General features: G+C 45.6%; 15 protein-coding genes and 2 other annotated features (1 of these 17 running past the window's edge). Of the genes, 14 read left to right on the top strand and 1 reads right to left on the bottom strand.

The features are described 5' to 3' along the window. Positions 1–5: a binding site (T-box leader), on the top strand; it begins 232 nt to the left of the window's first position. Positions 6–54: 49 nt separating this feature from the next. The 11 genes from V7R88_RS09125 to V7R88_RS09075 all read left to right on the top strand — a co-directional run bounded on the left by V7R88_RS09125 (position 55) and on the right by V7R88_RS09075 (position 11817). Continuing rightward, positions 55–2724, top strand: a complete 2670-nt coding sequence (locus V7R88_RS09125; RefSeq protein WP_057717945.1) for a valine--tRNA ligase — start codon at positions 55–57, stop codon at positions 2722–2724. Between the two features lie 175 nt (positions 2725–2899). Continuing rightward, positions 2900–4234, top strand: a complete 1335-nt coding sequence (locus V7R88_RS09120) for a bifunctional folylpolyglutamate synthase/dihydrofolate synthase (RefSeq protein WP_054398583.1) — start codon at positions 2900–2902, stop codon at positions 4232–4234. Between the two features lie 144 nt (positions 4235–4378). Continuing rightward, positions 4379–5014, top strand: a complete 636-nt coding sequence (locus V7R88_RS09115) for a JAB domain-containing protein (protein ID WP_054398581.1) — start codon at positions 4379–4381, stop codon at positions 5012–5014. A gap of 225 nt (positions 5015–5239) precedes the next feature. Beyond that, a complete protein-coding gene (locus V7R88_RS09110; RefSeq protein WP_003644642.1) occupies positions 5240–6244 on the top strand; it encodes a rod shape-determining protein in 1005 nt (334 codons plus the stop codon). Positions 6245–6314: 70 nt separating this feature from the next. After that, on the top strand, positions 6315–7160 hold the full coding sequence (gene mreC, locus V7R88_RS09105; protein WP_054398579.1) for a rod shape-determining protein MreC: 846 nt from the start codon (positions 6315–6317) through the stop codon (positions 7158–7160). A 12-nt stretch (positions 7161–7172) separates the two neighbouring features. Beyond that, a complete protein-coding gene (gene mreD / locus V7R88_RS09100) occupies positions 7173–7691 on the top strand; it encodes a rod shape-determining protein MreD (protein WP_054398577.1) in 519 nt (172 codons plus the stop codon). Positions 7692–7712: 21 nt separating this feature from the next. Beyond that, positions 7713–8381: a septum site-determining protein MinC gene (locus V7R88_RS09095; protein ID WP_054398575.1), complete on the top strand. Its 669-nt coding sequence runs from the start codon at positions 7713–7715 to the stop codon at positions 8379–8381. After that, the gene (gene minD, locus V7R88_RS09090; protein WP_003641491.1) at positions 8381–9187 is read left to right on the top strand and encodes a septum site-determining protein MinD; all 807 of its coding nucleotides are present in this window, start codon (positions 8381–8383) and stop codon (positions 9185–9187) included. The genes V7R88_RS09095 and minD overlap by 1 nt, the downstream gene beginning before the upstream one ends. A 48-nt stretch (positions 9188–9235) precedes the next feature. After that, positions 9236–9466, top strand: a binding site (T-box leader). A gap of 203 nt (positions 9467–9669) precedes the next feature. Then, positions 9670–10311: an amino acid ABC transporter permease gene (locus V7R88_RS09085; protein WP_054398572.1), complete on the top strand. Its 642-nt coding sequence runs from the start codon at positions 9670–9672 to the stop codon at positions 10309–10311. Positions 10312–10324: 13 nt separating this feature from the next. After that, on the top strand, positions 10325–10966 hold the full coding sequence (locus V7R88_RS09080; RefSeq protein ID WP_003641493.1) for an amino acid ABC transporter ATP-binding protein: 642 nt from the start codon (positions 10325–10327) through the stop codon (positions 10964–10966). Positions 10967–10977: 11 nt separating this feature from the next. Continuing rightward, positions 10978–11817, top strand: coding sequence for an amino acid ABC transporter substrate-binding protein (locus tag V7R88_RS09075; protein ID WP_054398570.1), 840 nt, complete (start codon positions 10978–10980; stop codon positions 11815–11817). Between the two features lie 1087 nt (positions 11818–12904). Here the strand turns inward: V7R88_RS09075 and V7R88_RS09070 are convergent. After that, positions 12905–14257 (bottom strand): aspartate kinase, encoded by a 1353-nt coding sequence (locus V7R88_RS09070; RefSeq protein WP_054398568.1) that lies wholly within the window; start codon positions 14255–14257, stop codon positions 12905–12907. A 209-nt stretch (positions 14258–14466) separates the two neighbouring features. Between V7R88_RS09070 and yfmF the strand changes: the two genes are divergently transcribed. The 3 genes from yfmF to V7R88_RS09055 all read left to right on the top strand — a co-directional run bounded on the left by yfmF (position 14467) and on the right by V7R88_RS09055 (position 18006). Then, positions 14467–15732 (top strand): EF-P 5-aminopentanol modification-associated protein YfmF, encoded by a 1266-nt coding sequence (yfmF, locus tag V7R88_RS09065; RefSeq protein ID WP_054398566.1) that lies wholly within the window; start codon positions 14467–14469, stop codon positions 15730–15732. After that, positions 15729–17030 carry an EF-P 5-aminopentanol modification-associated protein YfmH gene (gene yfmH, locus V7R88_RS09060; RefSeq protein ID WP_057717944.1) on the top strand — a complete coding sequence of 434 codons (1302 nt, stop codon included), beginning with the start codon at positions 15729–15731 and terminating at the stop codon, positions 17028–17030. Before yfmF ends, yfmH begins: the two co-directional genes overlap by 4 nt. A gap of 103 nt (positions 17031–17133) precedes the next feature. Continuing rightward, positions 17134–18006 carry a helix-turn-helix domain-containing protein gene (locus V7R88_RS09055; protein ID WP_054398561.1) on the top strand — a complete coding sequence of 291 codons (873 nt, stop codon included), beginning with the start codon at positions 17134–17136 and terminating at the stop codon, positions 18004–18006. Positions 18007–18010 lie beyond the last annotated feature (4 nt).

Raw genomic sequence — 18010 nt, 5'->3', positions numbered from 1 at the left:
TAGTCTAATAGGATGAGTGGACTTTTTTAGTGCCAAAAGAAAGGATGTACCCCAATGTCAGAAGAACCAACTACTGATATGCCAACTAAGTATGATCCGACCGCCGTGGAAGCGGGTCGTTATCAGACTTGGTTAGACCAAGATTTATTTAAGCCTTCGGGCGACAAGAAAGCTAAACCCTATTCAATCGTGATTCCACCGCCAAATGTTACGGGTAAGTTGCATTTAGGCCACGCTTGGGACACCACGTTACAAGACATTATTATTCGTCAAAAACGGATGCAAGGTTTTGATACTTTATGGTTACCAGGAATGGACCATGCTGGTATCGCGACGCAGGCAAAAGTTGAAGCCAAGCTGCGTGAGCAAGGGATCAGTCGTTACGATCTTGGTCGTGAGAAGTTCATTCAACAAGTTTGGGATTGGAAAGACGAATACGCGTCGATCATCAAACAACAGTGGGCCAAGATGGGACTGTCATTGGACTATTCTCGTGAACGGTTCACCATGGATGATGGTCTGTCAGATGCGGTTAAGAAAGTCTTCGTTGATCTTTACAACAAGGGTTTGATCTATCGTGGTGAATATATCATCAACTGGGATCCGCAAGCACGGACAGCTTTGTCTGATATCGAAGTGATCCATAAGGATGACAAGGGTGCGTTCTACCACGTCAAGTATCCATTTGCTGACAAAGACTATACTTTCAATGGTAAGCATTACATTGAAATTGCCACGACCCGTCCCGAAACCATGATGGGCGATACCGCCGTTGCGGTTAATCCGAGTGATGACCGTTACAAGGAATTGGTTGGCAAAAAAGTCATCTTGCCATTAGCAGAACGTGAAATTCCAATTATCGCTGATGCGTATGTTGATCCCGAGTTTGGGACTGGGATGGTGAAGATTACGCCTGCCCATGACCCGAATGACTTTAAGGTCGGCAACCGGCATGATTTGAAACGGATTAACACCATGAATGATGATGCCTCAATGAATGCCAATGCGGGTAAATACGAAGGTATGGACCGCTTTGAAGCGCGTACAGCGATGGTCAAGGACCTTGAAGATCAAGATTTGATGATTAAAATCGACCCAATCGTGCATAGCGTTGGGCATTCTGAACGGACCGGCGTTCAGGTTGAAGCACGGCTCTCAACCCAGTGGTTTGTTAAGATGAAGCCACTAGCTGAGCAAGCGTTGAAGAATCAAAAGACTGACAATAAAGTAGAATTTGTGCCTGATCGGTTTGAAGACACATTCAATCAATGGATGGAGAACGTCCACGATTGGGTGATCTCACGCCAACTCTGGTGGGGACATCGGATTCCAGCTTGGTATAACAAGACGACCGGCGAAACGTATGTCGGTGTTGATGGACCAAAAGATCCAGAAAACTGGGAACAGGATCCCGACGTGTTGGACACTTGGTTCTCAAGTGCACTCTGGCCATTTTCAACGATGGGCTGGCCAGACACTGATGCGGAAGACTTTAAGCGTTACTTCCCAACGGATACGCTGGTTACCGGCTACGACATTATCTTCTTCTGGGTATCACGGATGATGTTCCAGAGTTTGGAATTTACTGGCAAACGGCCATTCAAACACGTGCTTTTACACGGCTTAATTCGTGATGAACAGGGTCGCAAAATGAGCAAATCGCTCGGTAACGGAATCGATCCAATGGATGTGATTGAAAAGTACGGGGCCGATGCCTTACGGTGGTTCTTATCTAACGGGTCGACGGCCGGCCAAGATGTGCGGTTCAGCTATACGAAGATGGATGCGGCGTGGAACTTTATTAACAAGATTTGGAACGCCAGCCGCTACGTTATCATGAACCTGGGCACCATGGACAAACCGGAATTACCAGCTGCAAGTGACTGGACGTTAGCAGATAAGTGGATCTTGAGTCGTTTGAACGCAACGGTTAAACAAGTGACGACTACCTTTGATAAGTTTGACTTTGGTGAAGCTGGTCGAGCCTTGTACAACTTTATCTGGAATGACTTCTGTGACTGGTATATCGAAATGAGTAAGGAAGTCTTGACCGGTGATGACGCCCAAGCTAAGGCCAATACGCAAAACGTGTTAGCCTATGTCTTGGACCAGATCTTACGGTTATTGCACCCAATCATGCCATTTGTGACCGAAAAGATTTGGTTATCAATGCCACACGTTGGTGAATCCTTAGTAGTCGCTGCTTATCCTGTTGACCATCCTGAATTTGATGACGAAACGGCGGAAAGTGATATGGCCTCACTTATTGAATTGATTACGGCCGTTCGGAGCATTCGAGCAGAAGCTAATGCGAAGATGGCATCAGCCGTGGATCTATTAATTAAGACGGACAACACTCGGTTACAAGCCGTTTTCAAGGCTAATGAAGATTATATTCAACGGTTTGCACACCCGAAGACACTGTCAATTGGCGCTGACGTGGTTGCACCGAAGTTAGCCATGACGCAAGTGATTAGTGATGCGGAAGTTTACATTCCGTTAGCTGAACTTGTTGACCTCGATGAAGAAGTCAAAAAACTTGAAAAAGAACAAGCCAAGTTTGAAAGCGAAGTCGCACGGGCGACGAAGAAGTTAGACAATGAACGCTTTGTTGCCAATGCCCCTGAAGATGTCGTCAATAGTGAAAAAGAGAAGTTAGCTGATAATCAAACGAAGCTGGCTGCCTTGAAGCAACGTTTAGTTGATATCAAGGCCGAAGCTTAATTCGCAATAACAGTTAACTGAAATGTGTGTTACTGGTAAAATGGTAATCGTCCCCGTTTGGGGGATGGTTACCATTTTATTATTAACACGTAAAATATAAGGGCTCATTAGCTAGAAGTATGGTGAGCAAACGGCCAAATGATGATTCAGGCGTTTTACAGGAAGGAAGATCGACATGATTGACACTTATTCAGCAGCATTAGCCTTTATTCACGGCCGAACACAGTTTAAAAAGGCGCCGACACTCAGTCGGATGCGTCAATTCTTACACGAATTAGGTGATCCACAGTTACAAGTGGTCGGTATTCACGTGGCGGGCACCAATGGTAAGGGGTCGACGGTTGCGAATTTACGCGAATTATTTATGGCGGATGGACTGACGGTGGGAACCTTCATCTCACCGTTCATTGTCCGCTTCAATGAACGGATCAGTGTTGACGGCACCCCCATCAGCGATGAAGAACTCGTTGGCCTGGTGCAACAGATTCAACCGGTCGTTGCCAAGCTTGATGCGACATTGGCAAGTGGGGGGCCCACAGAATTTGAGATCATTACCGCAATGATGTTTCTTTACTTTGCTGCTCAGCCAATCGATATTGCCATTATTGAAGTTGGGTTGGGTGGGTTATACGATTCGACCAACGTCTGGACACCGGCCGTTAGTGTGATTACGACGATCGGTTATGATCACATGCAAATTCTTGGGAATACGTTGACGGCGATTGCCACTCAAAAAGCAGGTATCATTAAGGATCAGGTGCCAGTAGTCGTCGGTAAATTACCGGCTGAAGCCCAGCAAGTGATGGTCGATACGGCAAACAGTAAACGAGCGCCGTTGCGGACGTTGGGAATTGATTTTACAACCAAATTATTACCGCCCCAAGGCTGGCAAGAACGGTTCAACTTTGACGGGTTAGAGGCGCACTTTAAGGACTTGACAACCCCGCTACTGGGAGACTATCAAGTTGATAATGCGGCCGTAGCGTTAGCGGCTTACTTGACTTATCACCAAGGATTGCAGCTACCCGTGGTCACTAGCGACGTCAAAACGGCTCTGGCTAAGACGCAGTGGCCTGGCCGTTTCGAACGCTTGAATCAGGATCCGCTGATTATGATTGACGGTGCACACAACGAGCCGGCAGTAACCGAATTAGCGACGACTTTAAGCGAGCGTTTTGGGCAACAGACCGTCTACGTCATCTTTGCGGTCTTAGCGGATAAGCAACATCAACAAATGATTCAGACCTTGGGCGCATTACCCAATGTTCAATTACGGTTGACACAATTCGAAGGTCCGAACGCAAAACGTCCAGCGACCGACCCGGCGATGTTGGCACAGGAAATGCCGAACGGCCGGACCGCTGAAGTATTTGATAATTGGCAAGCAGCCTTGATGCAGACTCTTCAAGAGATGTCGAGTGATGATGCGTTGTTACTCACGGGGTCGCTGTACTTTATTAGTGATGTCCGGGCCTATTTCAAGGACGGTAGCGATTCCACGACGGCTTAGTCATTCGTATGGTAGTGACGTCCGACTGACAGCGATCATACCAGGTCACAGGTGCGTGCTAGCGTTCAATTTGAAAAAAAGTTGCGGCAAAATAATGGTGACGCGATCATTTTGCGAAACTACTTGGTAGAAAGGGTGGTTTCAATGACGATGATTAGCGAGGAACAAATACCGACTACACAAGTTCGTGAATTACTGCAGGCCTATTTTGCCACGTTTTTACCTGGCGACGAGGTGGATAGCGCCACGCATGCTTTTGAACGTGAGTACCCGATTGAGGACGCCGTCGAATGGTTACACGAGTCGTCTGAAAATCCGCTGTGGCATGGCCTGATCGTGGCACTCAGATGTGGCCAATTACTACCCCGGCCAAGTCGATTAATATTGGGACAGGTATATGGTAGTGAACAACTGGGAGCCGTTTTAGCACGGGACTTTGCCAACTTAGAGCAGGAACAGTTGCAATTGTTATGCTTAGATACGAAGAATCAAGTGATCAAACGCCAGGTCGTCTTTCAGGGCACGCTCAATAGCTGCCCGGCACAACCGCGGGAAATTATTAAGGTTGCCCTGACAACGCCGACTGCCCGGGTCGTTATTGCCCATAATCATCCGAGCGGTGACGTGACGCCGTCTAAAAAAGATATTGAATTTACCAAGCGATTGCAACTGGCTTGTGAACTGATGGGGTTACCACTCTTGGATAGCTTTATTATCGGTGTAAACGATTACTTCAGTTTTGCCGAGCAGGGCGTGTTAAATTGTAATACGGATTCGTAACAGAATGTGGTAAAATAACGGGGTTAGGACCGATAATTTAATCGGCCTGATCGCGTTTTTTTGTTAAATTTTATCTAAGTTAAATAGTGGGACTGTATTTTTCATTAATTTACGGTATGCTAGGATTCAGGCAATGCTTTTTTAATGCAGTGCGACTATGCTATAATACTTACTATTATGACTAAATAAAAAATTAAATTTGTTAATGATGAAGGGATGAATGTAGTGTTCGGATTTGGGACAAAGAATATCGGGATCGATCTCGGTACGGCCAACACAATTGTGTACGTTGACGGCAAGGGCATCGTATTACGTGAACCATCCGTAGTTGCGAAGAACACGAAAACTGGTGAAATTGTATCAGTTGGTTCAGAAGCACGGGATATGATTGGGAGAACCCCAGCAAGCATTGTGGCGATTCGGCCAATGAAGGATGGCGTTATTGCGGACTACGATACGACCGTTGCGATGATGAAGTACTTTATTCAAAAGACACTCGGCCGCTCAAATGGTAAGCCATACGTCATGGTTTGTGTACCAAGTGGGGTTACCGAAGTTGAAAAGCGGGCCGTTATTGATGCAACACGGGTTGCAGGTGCGCGGGATGCATATGTCATTGAAGAACCATTTGCAGCCGCTATTGGTGCAGGGCTTCCAGTCATGGATCCAACTGGGAGCATGGTCGTTGATATTGGTGGTGGGACTACTGATGTTGCGACAATTTCCTTAGGTGGGATCGTATCAAGTCGTTCAATTCGAATGGCTGGCGATAAGATCGATGACTCAATCATTTACCATGTTCGCCAGAAGTTTAATCTTTTAATCGGTGAACGCACAGCCGAACAACTCAAAATCGACTGTGGCTCAGCTTCTTTGGAAGCCGCTGAAGACTTGGAAGGGTCAACGATTCGTGGACGCGATCTTTTGTCGGGCTTACCGAAGACGGTTGAAATCTCATCCGTAGATGTTTCAGAAGCCATCCAAGAAGTGGTCTCGGAAATTATTTCAGCCATTAAAGAAACCCTTGAAGAAACTTCCCCAGAAATTGCCTCTGACGTAATTGACCACGGGATTGTTTTGACCGGTGGTGGTGCCTTATTGAAGAATCTTTCCGAAGTGATTGCGGACGAAACCAAAGTACCGGTTTTCATCGCTAACGAACCGCTCGACTGTGTTGCAGTTGGGACTGGTGAGTCACTCAAGAGCATCGACGTTATGAAAAAGCGATAACAGGTGAGCGGGAAGACGTCTTCCCGCTTATTTATTGTTAAATCATTGAATTTTCGACCGGGGGTTCATTATGCAAAAGTTTTTTTCTAACCGAAAACTAGTGATTGCGATTGTCGTGTTCATTATTAGTTTCGGCTTGATGAGTGTCTCAGTAGCCATTCGTGATAAGAAATCGACACCACCATTGATCCAACAATTTGGTAACGACGTGGCCGGTGCGGTAGATCGGGTGATTGCTTGGCCAGTCAATGGCTTACAAAGTGCGACCAACTCAGTTTCTGACTTGTTGAACACCTATCAAGAAAATCAAAAATTGAAGAAGCAAGTTGACCAACTGGCGCAGGCTAAGGTTAGTGCCCAGACGACGCGTGCGGAAAACAAGCAGTTACGCAAGCAGTTGAAATTGAATAATTCGTTATCTGATTATACGACGGTGACCGCCAATGTTTTGACGCGGACACCATCGTCTTGGATGAACCAACTCGTGATTTCAAAGGGTGCAACATCCGGTGTGAAGAAGAATATGCCCGTTATGTCACAAAAGGGCTTAATCGGCCGGATCGTGGAAGTCAACCAAACAAATTCAAAGGTTGAATTGATTTCCAATACGAGTTCATCTTCAAATAAGTTTGCCATTCAGATTACCAATAGTGCTGGCAAGACCGTTAACGGGATTATTTCAGGCTATGATAAGAGTAGCAACCTCTTAGAGATGGGCTCGGTGACGTCGAACGTTAAGATCAAAAAAGGCGATAAAGTCGTGACGAGTGGTTTAGGCGGTAATACGCCAAAAGGCCTCTACGTCGGCACGGTTGCTAGCGTTAAGCAGGATGATTACGGGTTAGCATCCGAAGTGGAAATCACACCCGCAGCAGACCTCAGTGACTTAACAGTTGTGACGGTCGCTGAACAATAGGGAGGTGCAACGGTGCGTTACTCAAGATTAAAAATCATCTTTCCAATTGGGTTATTTGTTGCACTCTTTTTAGACGGCTCAGTTTCAAACGTTTTTGCCGCTAAGCTATTTAGTTACCCGTATGCCAGTGTCTTACACCTGGTTTTACTGTGGATCGTCTTCGCCGTCTTTTTAGATGACCGTGATAATCTGTCGGTTGGAATCTGGTCCGCATTCGTGGGCTTGGTATTTGACTGGTACTATACGGGGATCTTAGGCGTTTACATGATTGGCTTACCGTTAGTAGTCTATATATGTCGGCAAATCAAACCATGGATCGACTTGAATTTTTTAACGTTACTGATGATCTATATTATTAATTTGACCATCTTAGAAGCGTTTACCTATATCTGGTACACGATGAGCCACGTCATCTCTAGTGGGTTAGCGGACTTTGCAGTGTACACGCTAGGGCCGACGATTGCAGTCAACCTAGCTATCTTTGTCATATTATATTATCCAATGCGTCGGTTATATCTGAGTGTTAATTAGTCGGCAGAAAGGAATTCTAACATGCAACAGAGTGTAGTTTTAAAGGCCAGTAATGATGGCTATGAACTGATTTTACGGCAAGAAGCAAGCTTTGACGATATTATGGTCGACTTGAAGGTCTTGTTAGATCGGTTGCAGGCTGATAATACGACTGATAAACAAATCTCGTTTGACCTGGATACGGCTAATCGACTACTGACTGCGGAACAGAATCAGAAAGTAACCCAGTTAATTCAACGATACCCGTTATTCAGCATTCACAAGTTAACGGCTGACGTTATTTTGACGGCGGATGCTTTAGCGATGATTGAACGTGATACGGTGCATCTGGTTAATCAGATCATTCGTAACGGTCAGGTCGTTGAGATTACGGGGGACGTGCTGTTCTTCGGTAAGATCCATGAAGGCGGGGTGCTCCGGGCAACGGGTAGTATCTTTGTGATGGGTGAGGTCAACGGTGCGCTTGAGGCCGGTTATCCCGATCATAATGATGCTGTGATCGTTAGCCCCTTAGCTACTGTCCCACGGGTTCGAGTCGGTGAATTGTTAGAATTAGTAGACCTTGAAAAAGTCGTTGATGGGACGAACGTTGTCTATATTAATGACATTCAAGCGTTAGACTACCAGCCGCTCCAGCAATTAAAACGGGTACGACCGAAGCTATTTACTCGAAATGGAGGACGTGTTTGATGGGAAAAGCAATTGTCATCACCTCTGGTAAGGGTGGGGTCGGCAAAACGACCACGACGGCCAATTTAGGGACGGCCCTTGCTTTGATGGGCAAGAAAGTTTGCTTAGTTGATTTAGATATTGGATTGCGGAATTTAGACGTCATTTTAGGTCTCGATAACCGGATCCTTTATGATATTGTGGATGTAGTTGCCGGTCGTGCGCAAATACGGCAGGCGTTGGTCAAAGACAAGCGGTTTGATGACTTATTGTTTTTATTGCCAGCTGCACAAAATGCGGACAAGGATGCATTGAATCCTGACCAAGTCCGGGCAATCGTAGACGAGTTGAAACCAGATTTTGATTACGTTTTGCTCGACTGTCCCGCCGGAATTGAACAAGGTTTCATGAATGCGATTGCTGGTGCGGATGCGGCTATTATCGTCTCGACACCCGAGATTTCAGCAATTCGTGATGCGGATCGGGTCGTTGGCTTATTGGAACAATATCCGTTAGCCGAAGCACCTAAGTTAGTGATTAACCGGATTCGGACGCGCATGATGCAAGACGGTGAGACGATGGATATTGATGAAATCACCCATCACTTGTCGATTGACTTGTTGGGGATCGTCTTCGATGACGACGCCGTCATTCGAACGTCAAATAACGGTGAGCCGATCGTTCTTGATCCCAAAAACCCAGCTTCACAAGGTTACCGTAATATTGCTCGCCGCATCGAAGGCGAAACGGTGCCGTTAATGAATTTGGATACGCCTAAACCGGGTGTCTGGTCACGCATCGCCGGAATTTTTCACCGTGGTAAGTAAAAAAAGGCTTGACGGTTGATTAATTTTCGATTAGTATGAATTCAACATTAAAAAACAGGGAACGGAAGAGTAGTTGTAAAGACCTTGTCAAGCGAGTTATCGGTGATGGGAAGATGACCAAGGATTACAACGAACCACATCTGTGAGTTGGATAGCTGAAGTTAGTAAGCTGTTTCGGTTGGCCTCGTTAGCGGCGGAGTTTAGTGATAAACTCGTTGAGATTAGTTGTGTGAGCAACTAGTGAATATGAGGTGGAACCGCGATGAAATCGTCCTCTTAGGCATGTTGGCCTAAGAGGACGATTTTTTTATTATCACGAAACTCCCTGAGGTAATAACTGTGAAGTTATTACGAAGTGAGGTGGCACCACGGATAACCGTCCTCTTGAGTATTCGACTCAAGGGGACTTTTTTATTGGCTTGGGTCGTGACAGATTAGTGGACGCAGGACAATGTGACCTGTAAATTTGGGAGGGAAAGCACATGCAATATATTTCAGAAATTTTGCCATCATTATTATCCGGTGCCGTTATGACACTGAAAATTTTCATTTGGACCCTGATTGGGTCGCTACCATTGGGGTTAGTTGTTGGCCTGGGCTTAATGTCTAACTTCAAGCCACTGCAATGGTTATTGCATTTCTACGTTTGGTTGATGCGGGGGACCCCGTTGTTACTACAATTGATCTTCGTCTTTTACGGCTTGCCATTGATCGGGATCGTTTTTCCACGGTACTACGCGGCGTTGTTCGCATTTATTCTGAACTACGCGGCCTACTTCGCGGAAATCTTCCGCGGCGGGTTACAGTCAATTGACAATGGTCAGTATGAGAGTGCACGGGTTCTACGGTTGAGTTACTGGCAGACGATTCGTAAAATCGTCATTCCCCAAGTGATCAAAATCGTCTTACCGTCAGTTGGTAATGAAGTCATCAACTTGGTCAAGGATTCATCATTAGTTTATGTTATTGGTCTCGGCGACCTGTTGCGTGCTGGTAACGTTGCAACAGCGCGCGATGTTACTTTGGTTCCCCTAGTATTAGTCGGAATCATTTACTTAGCACTGACCGCCGTAACGACGTTTGTGCTTGGACGAATCGAAAAACACTACAGTTACTGGAAATAGGGAGGCCATCATAATGTTAGAACTAAAAAATATTACAAAAAGCTTTGGTTCACGGACAATTATTAAGAATTTGAATTTAACCGTTAAGGATGGCGAGATTCTAAGTATTGTGGGCCCTTCAGGTGCTGGTAAGACAACGTTATTACGCTGTATTACGGGGCTTGAAAAGGTGAATGCCGGTGAGTTCTTAGTCGACGGCCAACCATTTGATCCCTATACGAATCGGAGTAACGATAGTGTGATTGGTGTCGTATTCCAAAATTTTGAATTATTTCCCAATTTAACCGTCATGCAGAACATTACTTTAGCACCGACCACGGTCTTAAAGCAGTCTAGCGCAGAAGCAGAACAGCAAGCGCAGACCTTACTAGATCGTTTGAATCTAGGAGATCACGCTGACCAGTATCCCTTCGAATTATCCGGTGGTCAAAAGCAGCGAGTAGCGATTGCCCGGGCATTAGCCATGAAACCGAATGTCTTATGTTATGATGAACCAACTTCAGCGCTTGACCCGAACTTACGCCAGGAAGTTGAAAAGTTGATTTTAGGCTTGAAGGCTGATGGCATGACTCAAATCGTGGTGACCCATGATTTAACCTTTGCTGAAAACATCGCGGATGAAATGTTCCACGTTGAACCAACTAAAAAGCAGTAGGGGGCGTCAGAATGAAGAAAAGATTACTTGCACTAAGTTTGATCGTTGTGATGCTCCTGGGCATGGCAACGACGTTAAGCGGCTGTGGTCAAAATGTGACTAAGCGCGCTGATACCCAAGATACTTGGTCTAAAATCAAGAAACGCGGTTACGTTGTCGTTGGTTTGGACGACAGTTTCGTTCCGATGGGCTTTCGCGAAAAGTCTGGGAAACTAGTCGGCTATGATATTGACCTCGCCCGGGCTGTCTTTAAACTATACGGCATCAAGATTAGCTTTCAAACGATTGACTGGTCCATGAACGCGACTGAATTGCGCAATGGCACGATTGATTTGATTTGGAACGGTTACACGAAAAATCCCCAACGTGAAAAAGTGGTGGCTTTCAGTAATACTTATTTGAAGAACAAGCAAGTCCTCGTTTCTTTAAAGAAAAATCATATTAACTCATTTGACGATATGACTGGTAAGACGTTGGGTGTTCAGTCAGGTTCTTCGGGCTATGAGTCATTGGAGAACAATCCAAAGCTACTAAAGGACAAAATCGCTAAGAAAACGCCAGTTCAATACGACACCTTCACGAATGCCTTCCTCGACTTGAATGCTGGACGAATTAAGGGGCTCTTGATTGATAGCGTCTACGCGAGCTATTATATTAAGCACGAAGCAAACTCCGCGGATTATCAAGAAACCCAAGGTACCTTTAAGTCCGAAGACTTCGCAGTCGGGATGCGTAAGGGTGACAAAACGATGAAACGCAAAATTAATGCCGGCCTAAAGACGTTGAAAGCTAACGGAACGTTAGATAAGATCAACAAGAAATGGTTTGGTAATCAAAAAGTTGAAAACTAGCGTGACGTGGCAGGACTTGTCATTCAGTGACCCCAGTTATCAGCGATAAACCACTCATCAATAGGCTTTCCAAGACGAACTGTGTCTTGGAAAGCCTATTTGTATTGGTACACAGACAAACTTGAAGGCTTAAGCTTATACACGAAAAATTGTTGAAAGGTGTCGGTATCTGGCCTCGGATGCTTGTTGGTCAGCATGTGCGCGTCCTATTCCGACCTCCGGGGCTGGGTGACAATTGCTGGAACGCAGCCGACGTCGATTTGAGCTAACGCATAACCCGCGTCATCTCAAATACGAGTCTTATTCTAAGCCGGAAGAAAATCACTTCCAACTAAGAATAATTTGGCTACTGAGCATTGTCACCCAGCCCCTCCGGTCTCAAGAGTGTGAGGGGCCACGGGTTGAAGCTGAGCATTGCCTAGCCAATGGATTAATGCGGTCTTGGCATTAGTCCGTTGGCGTAGCAAGCACAGCCTTCAGTGGCACCGAGCACGTTTCGGTAAGCCGCTCGAATGGCTGATGAACGGCCGCTTAACTGGGTACAATTGGCCGTTGGCTATTTTGATACGGGAACTTTATACGAAACGTTAGGGTTATATTAACCATTTTGTCGAGACGGTCAATTATTACGATGTTGATTGAGGAATAGTGAGACATTCCAATATCATTTTCACCCTGACAGTTGATTGATAAAATTATTGTTTATGAAAAACAATGACGAATTCACCAAAAGTTGGGTCCCTCACCGTCTGCCATTCGAATACCGTCCCGACTGGAAGGCGTTTCTGCCAATGCTCAGCGGTGAAATTCCACTTAGCAAGCGTCTTTTGCTTGGTTAGTGGAAGACCAGTATTTAAAACGTGGGCTTCGGCTTAAATCTGTGTCCACCGCGTTCCAGCAATTGGCAGAAATGCCTGGAAGTCGGCGTAGGACGATGCTAGCCAAGCAAGTTTACGTGAACTCGAACTTTTTCCAGCGGGCCTTAGCTGGTTGTTTTTGACCTTATAGCGGCACCTTTCAACACTAATTGATGAAAAATACGCCAATAAAAAATGCCCGGCTAGTGATGACTAGTCGGACATATGGGTTAGTCGAAAAATTCTTTGTATAACGCAATAACGGCTTGATCGGCATCATTGTCGTGTACACCGAACATAATAGAAATTTCGGAAGCACCTTGATTGACCATGATTAATTTAATATTGTCGTTGGCTAATGCGGTGGCGGCACGTGACATAATGCCGACGCGGTTGCGCATGTTTTCGCCAACGAGCATTAAGATGGAGTAGTCGTGGGTAAAGTAAATTTCATCAGGATTAATGGCTGCTGAGATTTCGGCGACTAGCGTTTTCTCTAATTCGGGGGTCAACTGATGTTCATCAAAGATGATGGTTAAATCGTCGATCCCAGATGGCATGTGTTCATAACTAATATGATGATTTTCTAAAATTGTCAGAATTTTACGGCCAAGCCCAACTTCTTTATTGAGCAGATACTTACGTAAGTATAGTGAACAAAAACTAGAAGAACTGGCAATCCCGGTGACTGGGTAGTTGGGATTGGGTTCGCGGGTTGACTGGATCAAAGTTCCGGGGGCCTCCGGATGGTTCGTATTCTTGACGTTGACGGTAATGTTACCTTCAATCGCGGGAATCAACGCTTCGTCGTGAAAGACAGAAAAGCCAGCGTAAGAAAGTTCCCGCATCTCGGTAAACGTCATTTCACTAATGGCCGCTGGTTTTGCGACTAGGTTGGGATTGACTGCGTAGATTGCATCAACATCGGTAAAGTTCTCATAACGTTCAGCGTGAACGCCTCGAGCAATGATCGCACCGGTAATGTCGGAGCCGCCACGTGAGAAGGTACAGATTTGGCCGTTGCGATTGTAAGCAAAGAAGCCGGGAATAACTAGAATCTGTTCGCTGTCCGCCCACTTGGCGAGCTGGTCATAACTGCTCTTGATAATCTGAGCGTCATCGGGGACGTCCGTGACGACCATTCCCGCATCTTTAGGGTCAAGGTAGCGCGCGTTGAGGCCACTTTGCTGAAAGACGGCGGCGACCAGTTGCGCGTTGAGCCGTTCACCGTGTGCTTTGAAAGCGGCCATCAGGTAGGTATTGTCGGCGTATGATTGGTTTGGTAAGTTGCGAATCGTCTCAAAGATCGGCGTCAATTGGGCTTCAGGGACGTTGAATCCGTGACCGATTTCTGCATAACGGTCAATGATAGTTGCGACAATGGCTTGCGTATCTTGATGATGGATCGTTTGACGAGCATATTGAATAAGTAAGTCAGTGACTTTGGTGTCGCCGTCGAACCGTTTACCGGGGGCCGATACAATCACATATTTACGTTTTGAATCAGCCTCAACGATTGCGAGGACTTTTTGCAGTTGCTGACTACTAGCGAGGGAACTGCCACCAAATTTAATTACTTTCACATTAACCGCTCCTTAATTTTATCAATAATGAAAAGAATAGCAGACAAATCGCGACTTGGCAATGTTATTTGTCACTCACGAGAATTTAATTTAACCGCAAAAATAATCATTTTAGCAACTATAATCTTCAAATTTCAAAAACCGTAAGACGGAAAGTTGCGTCAATCGGGCCTTTCGCTTATTATTTATTACATATGCAAGGAGGAAACATGTTGCAAACTCAGTTAGCAAAAGGGGTCCAATTGACGACGGTTCAGAGTCATCAATTTAAAACCAACCAGATTATTATTAATTTCCGTGCACCGCTTGCGCGCGAAACAATTACCCAGCGGTCGCTACTATCGAATTTATTAGAAACAAGTTCTCGTGATTACCCGGATCAGCGGGCGCTAGCCAACGCATTGGCTGCTATGTATGGCGCTGCGTTTGGTGCGGGCGTTAGTCGTAAGGGACCAACGCATAATTTACAATTAGCTATCACCGTTGCGAATGAACGGTATTTGGCAACGGACCAGCCATTGACGAATCAAGCCATCCAGTTTTTACAACGGGTCATTTTACAGCCGCTCGCTGCTGACGGTCAGTTTGACCAAGCGACATTTGACCGCCAAAAGAAGAATTTGGAAGCGGCAATTATGTCGGTCGCTGATGACAAGCAGTATTACGCGGCGCAACAATTGAATACGGCGTTGTTTGCGGACGAACCCGCACAACAAGTACCTAGTTATGGTACGGTGAGTGATTTGGCGGCCATTAGTGCGCAAAGTTTGTACGACTACTATCAAATGATGATCCAAAATGATCAGATTGACATTATCGTGACCGGAGACGTTGATGAGGCAGCCATCTTAGCTCAGTGGCAACAAGCTGGTTTTGAGGATCGCTTGACGGGCCGTCCCCGCCCATTTTATCAACATCATAATACGAACCAGTACGTCGAAGTGAGCGAGCAACAGACGCTTAGCCAAGCAAAGTTGAATTTAGGTTATGATTTGCCGGTCTTTTATCGTGGGAATCATTATTATGCAGCTTTGGTTTTCAACGAGTTATTCGGTGGATCGCCACTGTCTAAATTATTTATGAATGTCCGTGAAAAGGCGAGCCTTGCCTACTATGCCAGCAGTTCATTAGATACTTTCCGTGGGGTCCTTAAGGTACAGGCGGGGATTGATGGTAAAAACCATGACCAGGTGCTAGCAATCATTGCGGCCCAATTATCGGCAATTCAAGCCGGCGATTTTACGGATGATCTAGTCGAACAGCTCAAACTCGGCTTGATCAACGATTTTGAGTCAAGTTTGGATAGTCAACGGACGTTCGCTGTGCAAGCCTTGATCGATGATTTAACGCAACAGCGCGTTACGGATGCTGAGTGGCTACGGCAGATTCAAAGTGTGACACGTGAACAGATCATTGCAGTCGCGAAGATGGTGACCCTTAACAATGGGTTCTTCTTGAGTGGGGTAACCGCATGAAAGTAAAAAAATATGATCAATTTAATGAAAGTTGTTATCAAGCGCAGTTAGATAATGGACTGACGGTGACACTGTTACCGAAGGCCGGTTATCACAAGACGTACGCAACGTTTACGACGAACTATGGCTCGATCGACAATACCTTTGTACCAGCTGGAAGTACTGAAATGCAACGTTTTCCAGATGGAATTGCCCATTTCCTGGAACATAAAATGTTTGAGAAGGCTGACCACGATGCCTTTCAAATTTTTGGTCAGTACGGGGCGAGTGCGAACGCCTTCACTAGCTTCACGAAGACGAGTTATTTGTTCTCAGCTACCCGCCACCTGCAAGACAGTCTCATGACCCTCTTGGATTTTGTTCAGGATCCGTATTTCACGCCAGCGACAGTTGACAAGGAGAAGGGGATTATTGGGCAAGAGATTGAGATGTACGATGATGACCCCAGTTGGCGCCTGTATTTTGGGATGATTGGTAATCTATATCCGAACCATCCGCTACAATATGATATTGCGGGGACGACTGAGTCGATTGCTAAGATAACGGCTGATGATTTGTATGCTGCTTATCGAACTTTCTATCATCCTGAGAACATGACGTTATTTGTGGTTGGTAATTTTGATCCAGACGAAGTCTTAGGGTGGATCACGGCAAATCAAGCAACTAAACAATTTGCTGCCTTTCAACCGATTGAACGTAAGATTCCTGAGACCGCCACGGATGGGCATGACATTATTCCTTATCGGACGATTGATATGCCAGTCAATCGGGCCAAATCAATCGTTGGTGTCAAGGGCTTGATGCCGATTGAAACGGGGGCTGCTGCTTTGAAGTACCGTGCAGCGGTTAACGTTTTATTAGAATTATTGTTTGGCGATACATCAGCGGATTATTTGCGATTATATGATCAGGGTATCATCGATGATACGTTTGGTTATGACTTCGAATTACAGTCTGGATTTAATTTTGTCACTTTTAGTGGTGAAACGGATGATCCAGCCCAGTTTGATGCGGCCATCATTGACGTGTTAGAAAACTGGCGGACGGCTGTAGTTGGTCAGGAAGCAGCGCTGGCATTAGTCAAGAAGGAAATGATTGGGCGCGTCGTCTTCATGGCGAACTCCTTGGAGGCAATCGCGAACCGGTATGATCAACGGCTATTCGGGACGGCGACTATCTTTGATGAACCGGGTATAATTGATCAGTTGACCCTTGAAGACTTGCAGACGGTTGCTGAACAATTATTGACTTCTCAGGCAATCAGTGAATACCAGATTCGACCACAAACAAAGAGTTAAGGAAATCTGAAATTTAATGGTCATGGGGCTGCTAAATTTAGTTGCTGTGATATACTATTAACCGTAAGATTTTGAAAATAGACTTAGGGTGGAGAAAAAGTCAATGAGTGAAAATAACGAAGAAACAACAACGATTGGGGCGCGCTTAAAGGCTGCCCGGACAGCGAAGGGCCTCACAATTGATGATTTGCAACAAATCACCAAGATTCAGAAACGCTATTTGATTGCAATCGAAGATGAACAGTTCGATAAACTTCCCGGTGATTTTTACGTTCGGGCGTTTGTTAAGCAATATGCGGAAACTGTCGATTTAGATGGTAACGCGTTGTTAGAAGAATATCGAGACCAATTACCGAGTGTTCATACTGAAACTATCGTTGAAAACGTTGATGAAGTTCAACCTACCCGGGTTGCTAGTCGCGAACAACCGGCTTCACCAGCGAGTCGCGTGCGTAACTATTTACCAACGATCATCGTCACTGCCATCGTGGTTTTGATTTTGTTATTTATTTGGTTTATGGCGGTTCGCACGCACGCTGGTTCAAGCTCTAGCACGAGTGCGGACAGTTCTTCTGTACAAGTTTCGAGTTCTAAGAAGCAATCAAGTTCGTCGAAAGCTAGCTCATCAGCAAAGTCTAGTTCTAAAGCGTCTTCTGCTAAGGAACAAACCATCAAGGCTAACGGCAGTAGCGATACGGCTTATACTTTGACGAATGGTGCGGATAAGAACAAAGTGGTCATCAAGTCCACTAAGGCTGCTTGGACTTCCGTTACGACTAACGATACTCAGACTTGGCAAGGGACGCTTAAGGCGGATGGCTCACATACGTTAACGTTACCAAGTAATGCCACGACGGTTAAGTTCCAGTTTGGGAACGCAACTGCCACGACCGTAACAATCAATGGTAAGGCGTTCAACTTTAATCCGAAGAACAGTACGTCACAAGTTCGGACGATTACCTTGACCATCAAATAACGTT

This window comes from Lactiplantibacillus argentoratensis (genome assembly GCF_037290055.1).
Classification (GTDB): domain Bacteria; phylum Bacillota; class Bacilli; order Lactobacillales; family Lactobacillaceae; genus Lactiplantibacillus; species Lactiplantibacillus plantarum.
Note: the sequence above shows the minus strand (reverse complement) of the source record. Positions and strands in the feature narration are given on the sequence as shown.

Coding starts and splice junctions, on each gene's coding strand:
- yfmF (WP_054398566.1), top strand. CDS start 14,467: ATGTTGCAAACTCAGTTAGCAAAAGGGGTCCAATTGACGACGGTTCAG.
- mreC (WP_054398579.1), top strand. CDS start 6,315: ATGCAAAAGTTTTTTTCTAACCGAAAACTAGTGATTGCGATTGTCGTG.
- yfmH (WP_057717944.1), top strand. CDS start 15,729: ATGAAAGTAAAAAAATATGATCAATTTAATGAAAGTTGTTATCAAGCG.
- minD (WP_003641491.1), top strand. CDS start 8,381: ATGGGAAAAGCAATTGTCATCACCTCTGGTAAGGGTGGGGTCGGCAAA.
- V7R88_RS09055 (WP_054398561.1), top strand. CDS start 17,134: ATGAGTGAAAATAACGAAGAAACAACAACGATTGGGGCGCGCTTAAAG.
- V7R88_RS09085 (WP_054398572.1), top strand. CDS start 9,670: ATGCAATATATTTCAGAAATTTTGCCATCATTATTATCCGGTGCCGTT.
- V7R88_RS09115 (WP_054398581.1), top strand. CDS start 4,379: ATGACGATGATTAGCGAGGAACAAATACCGACTACACAAGTTCGTGAA.
- V7R88_RS09095 (WP_054398575.1), top strand. CDS start 7,713: ATGCAACAGAGTGTAGTTTTAAAGGCCAGTAATGATGGCTATGAACTG.
- V7R88_RS09075 (WP_054398570.1), top strand. CDS start 10,978: ATGAAGAAAAGATTACTTGCACTAAGTTTGATCGTTGTGATGCTCCTG.
- V7R88_RS09120 (WP_054398583.1), top strand. CDS start 2,900: ATGATTGACACTTATTCAGCAGCATTAGCCTTTATTCACGGCCGAACA.
- V7R88_RS09125 (WP_057717945.1), top strand. CDS start 55: ATGTCAGAAGAACCAACTACTGATATGCCAACTAAGTATGATCCGACC.
- V7R88_RS09080 (WP_003641493.1), top strand. CDS start 10,325: ATGTTAGAACTAAAAAATATTACAAAAAGCTTTGGTTCACGGACAATT.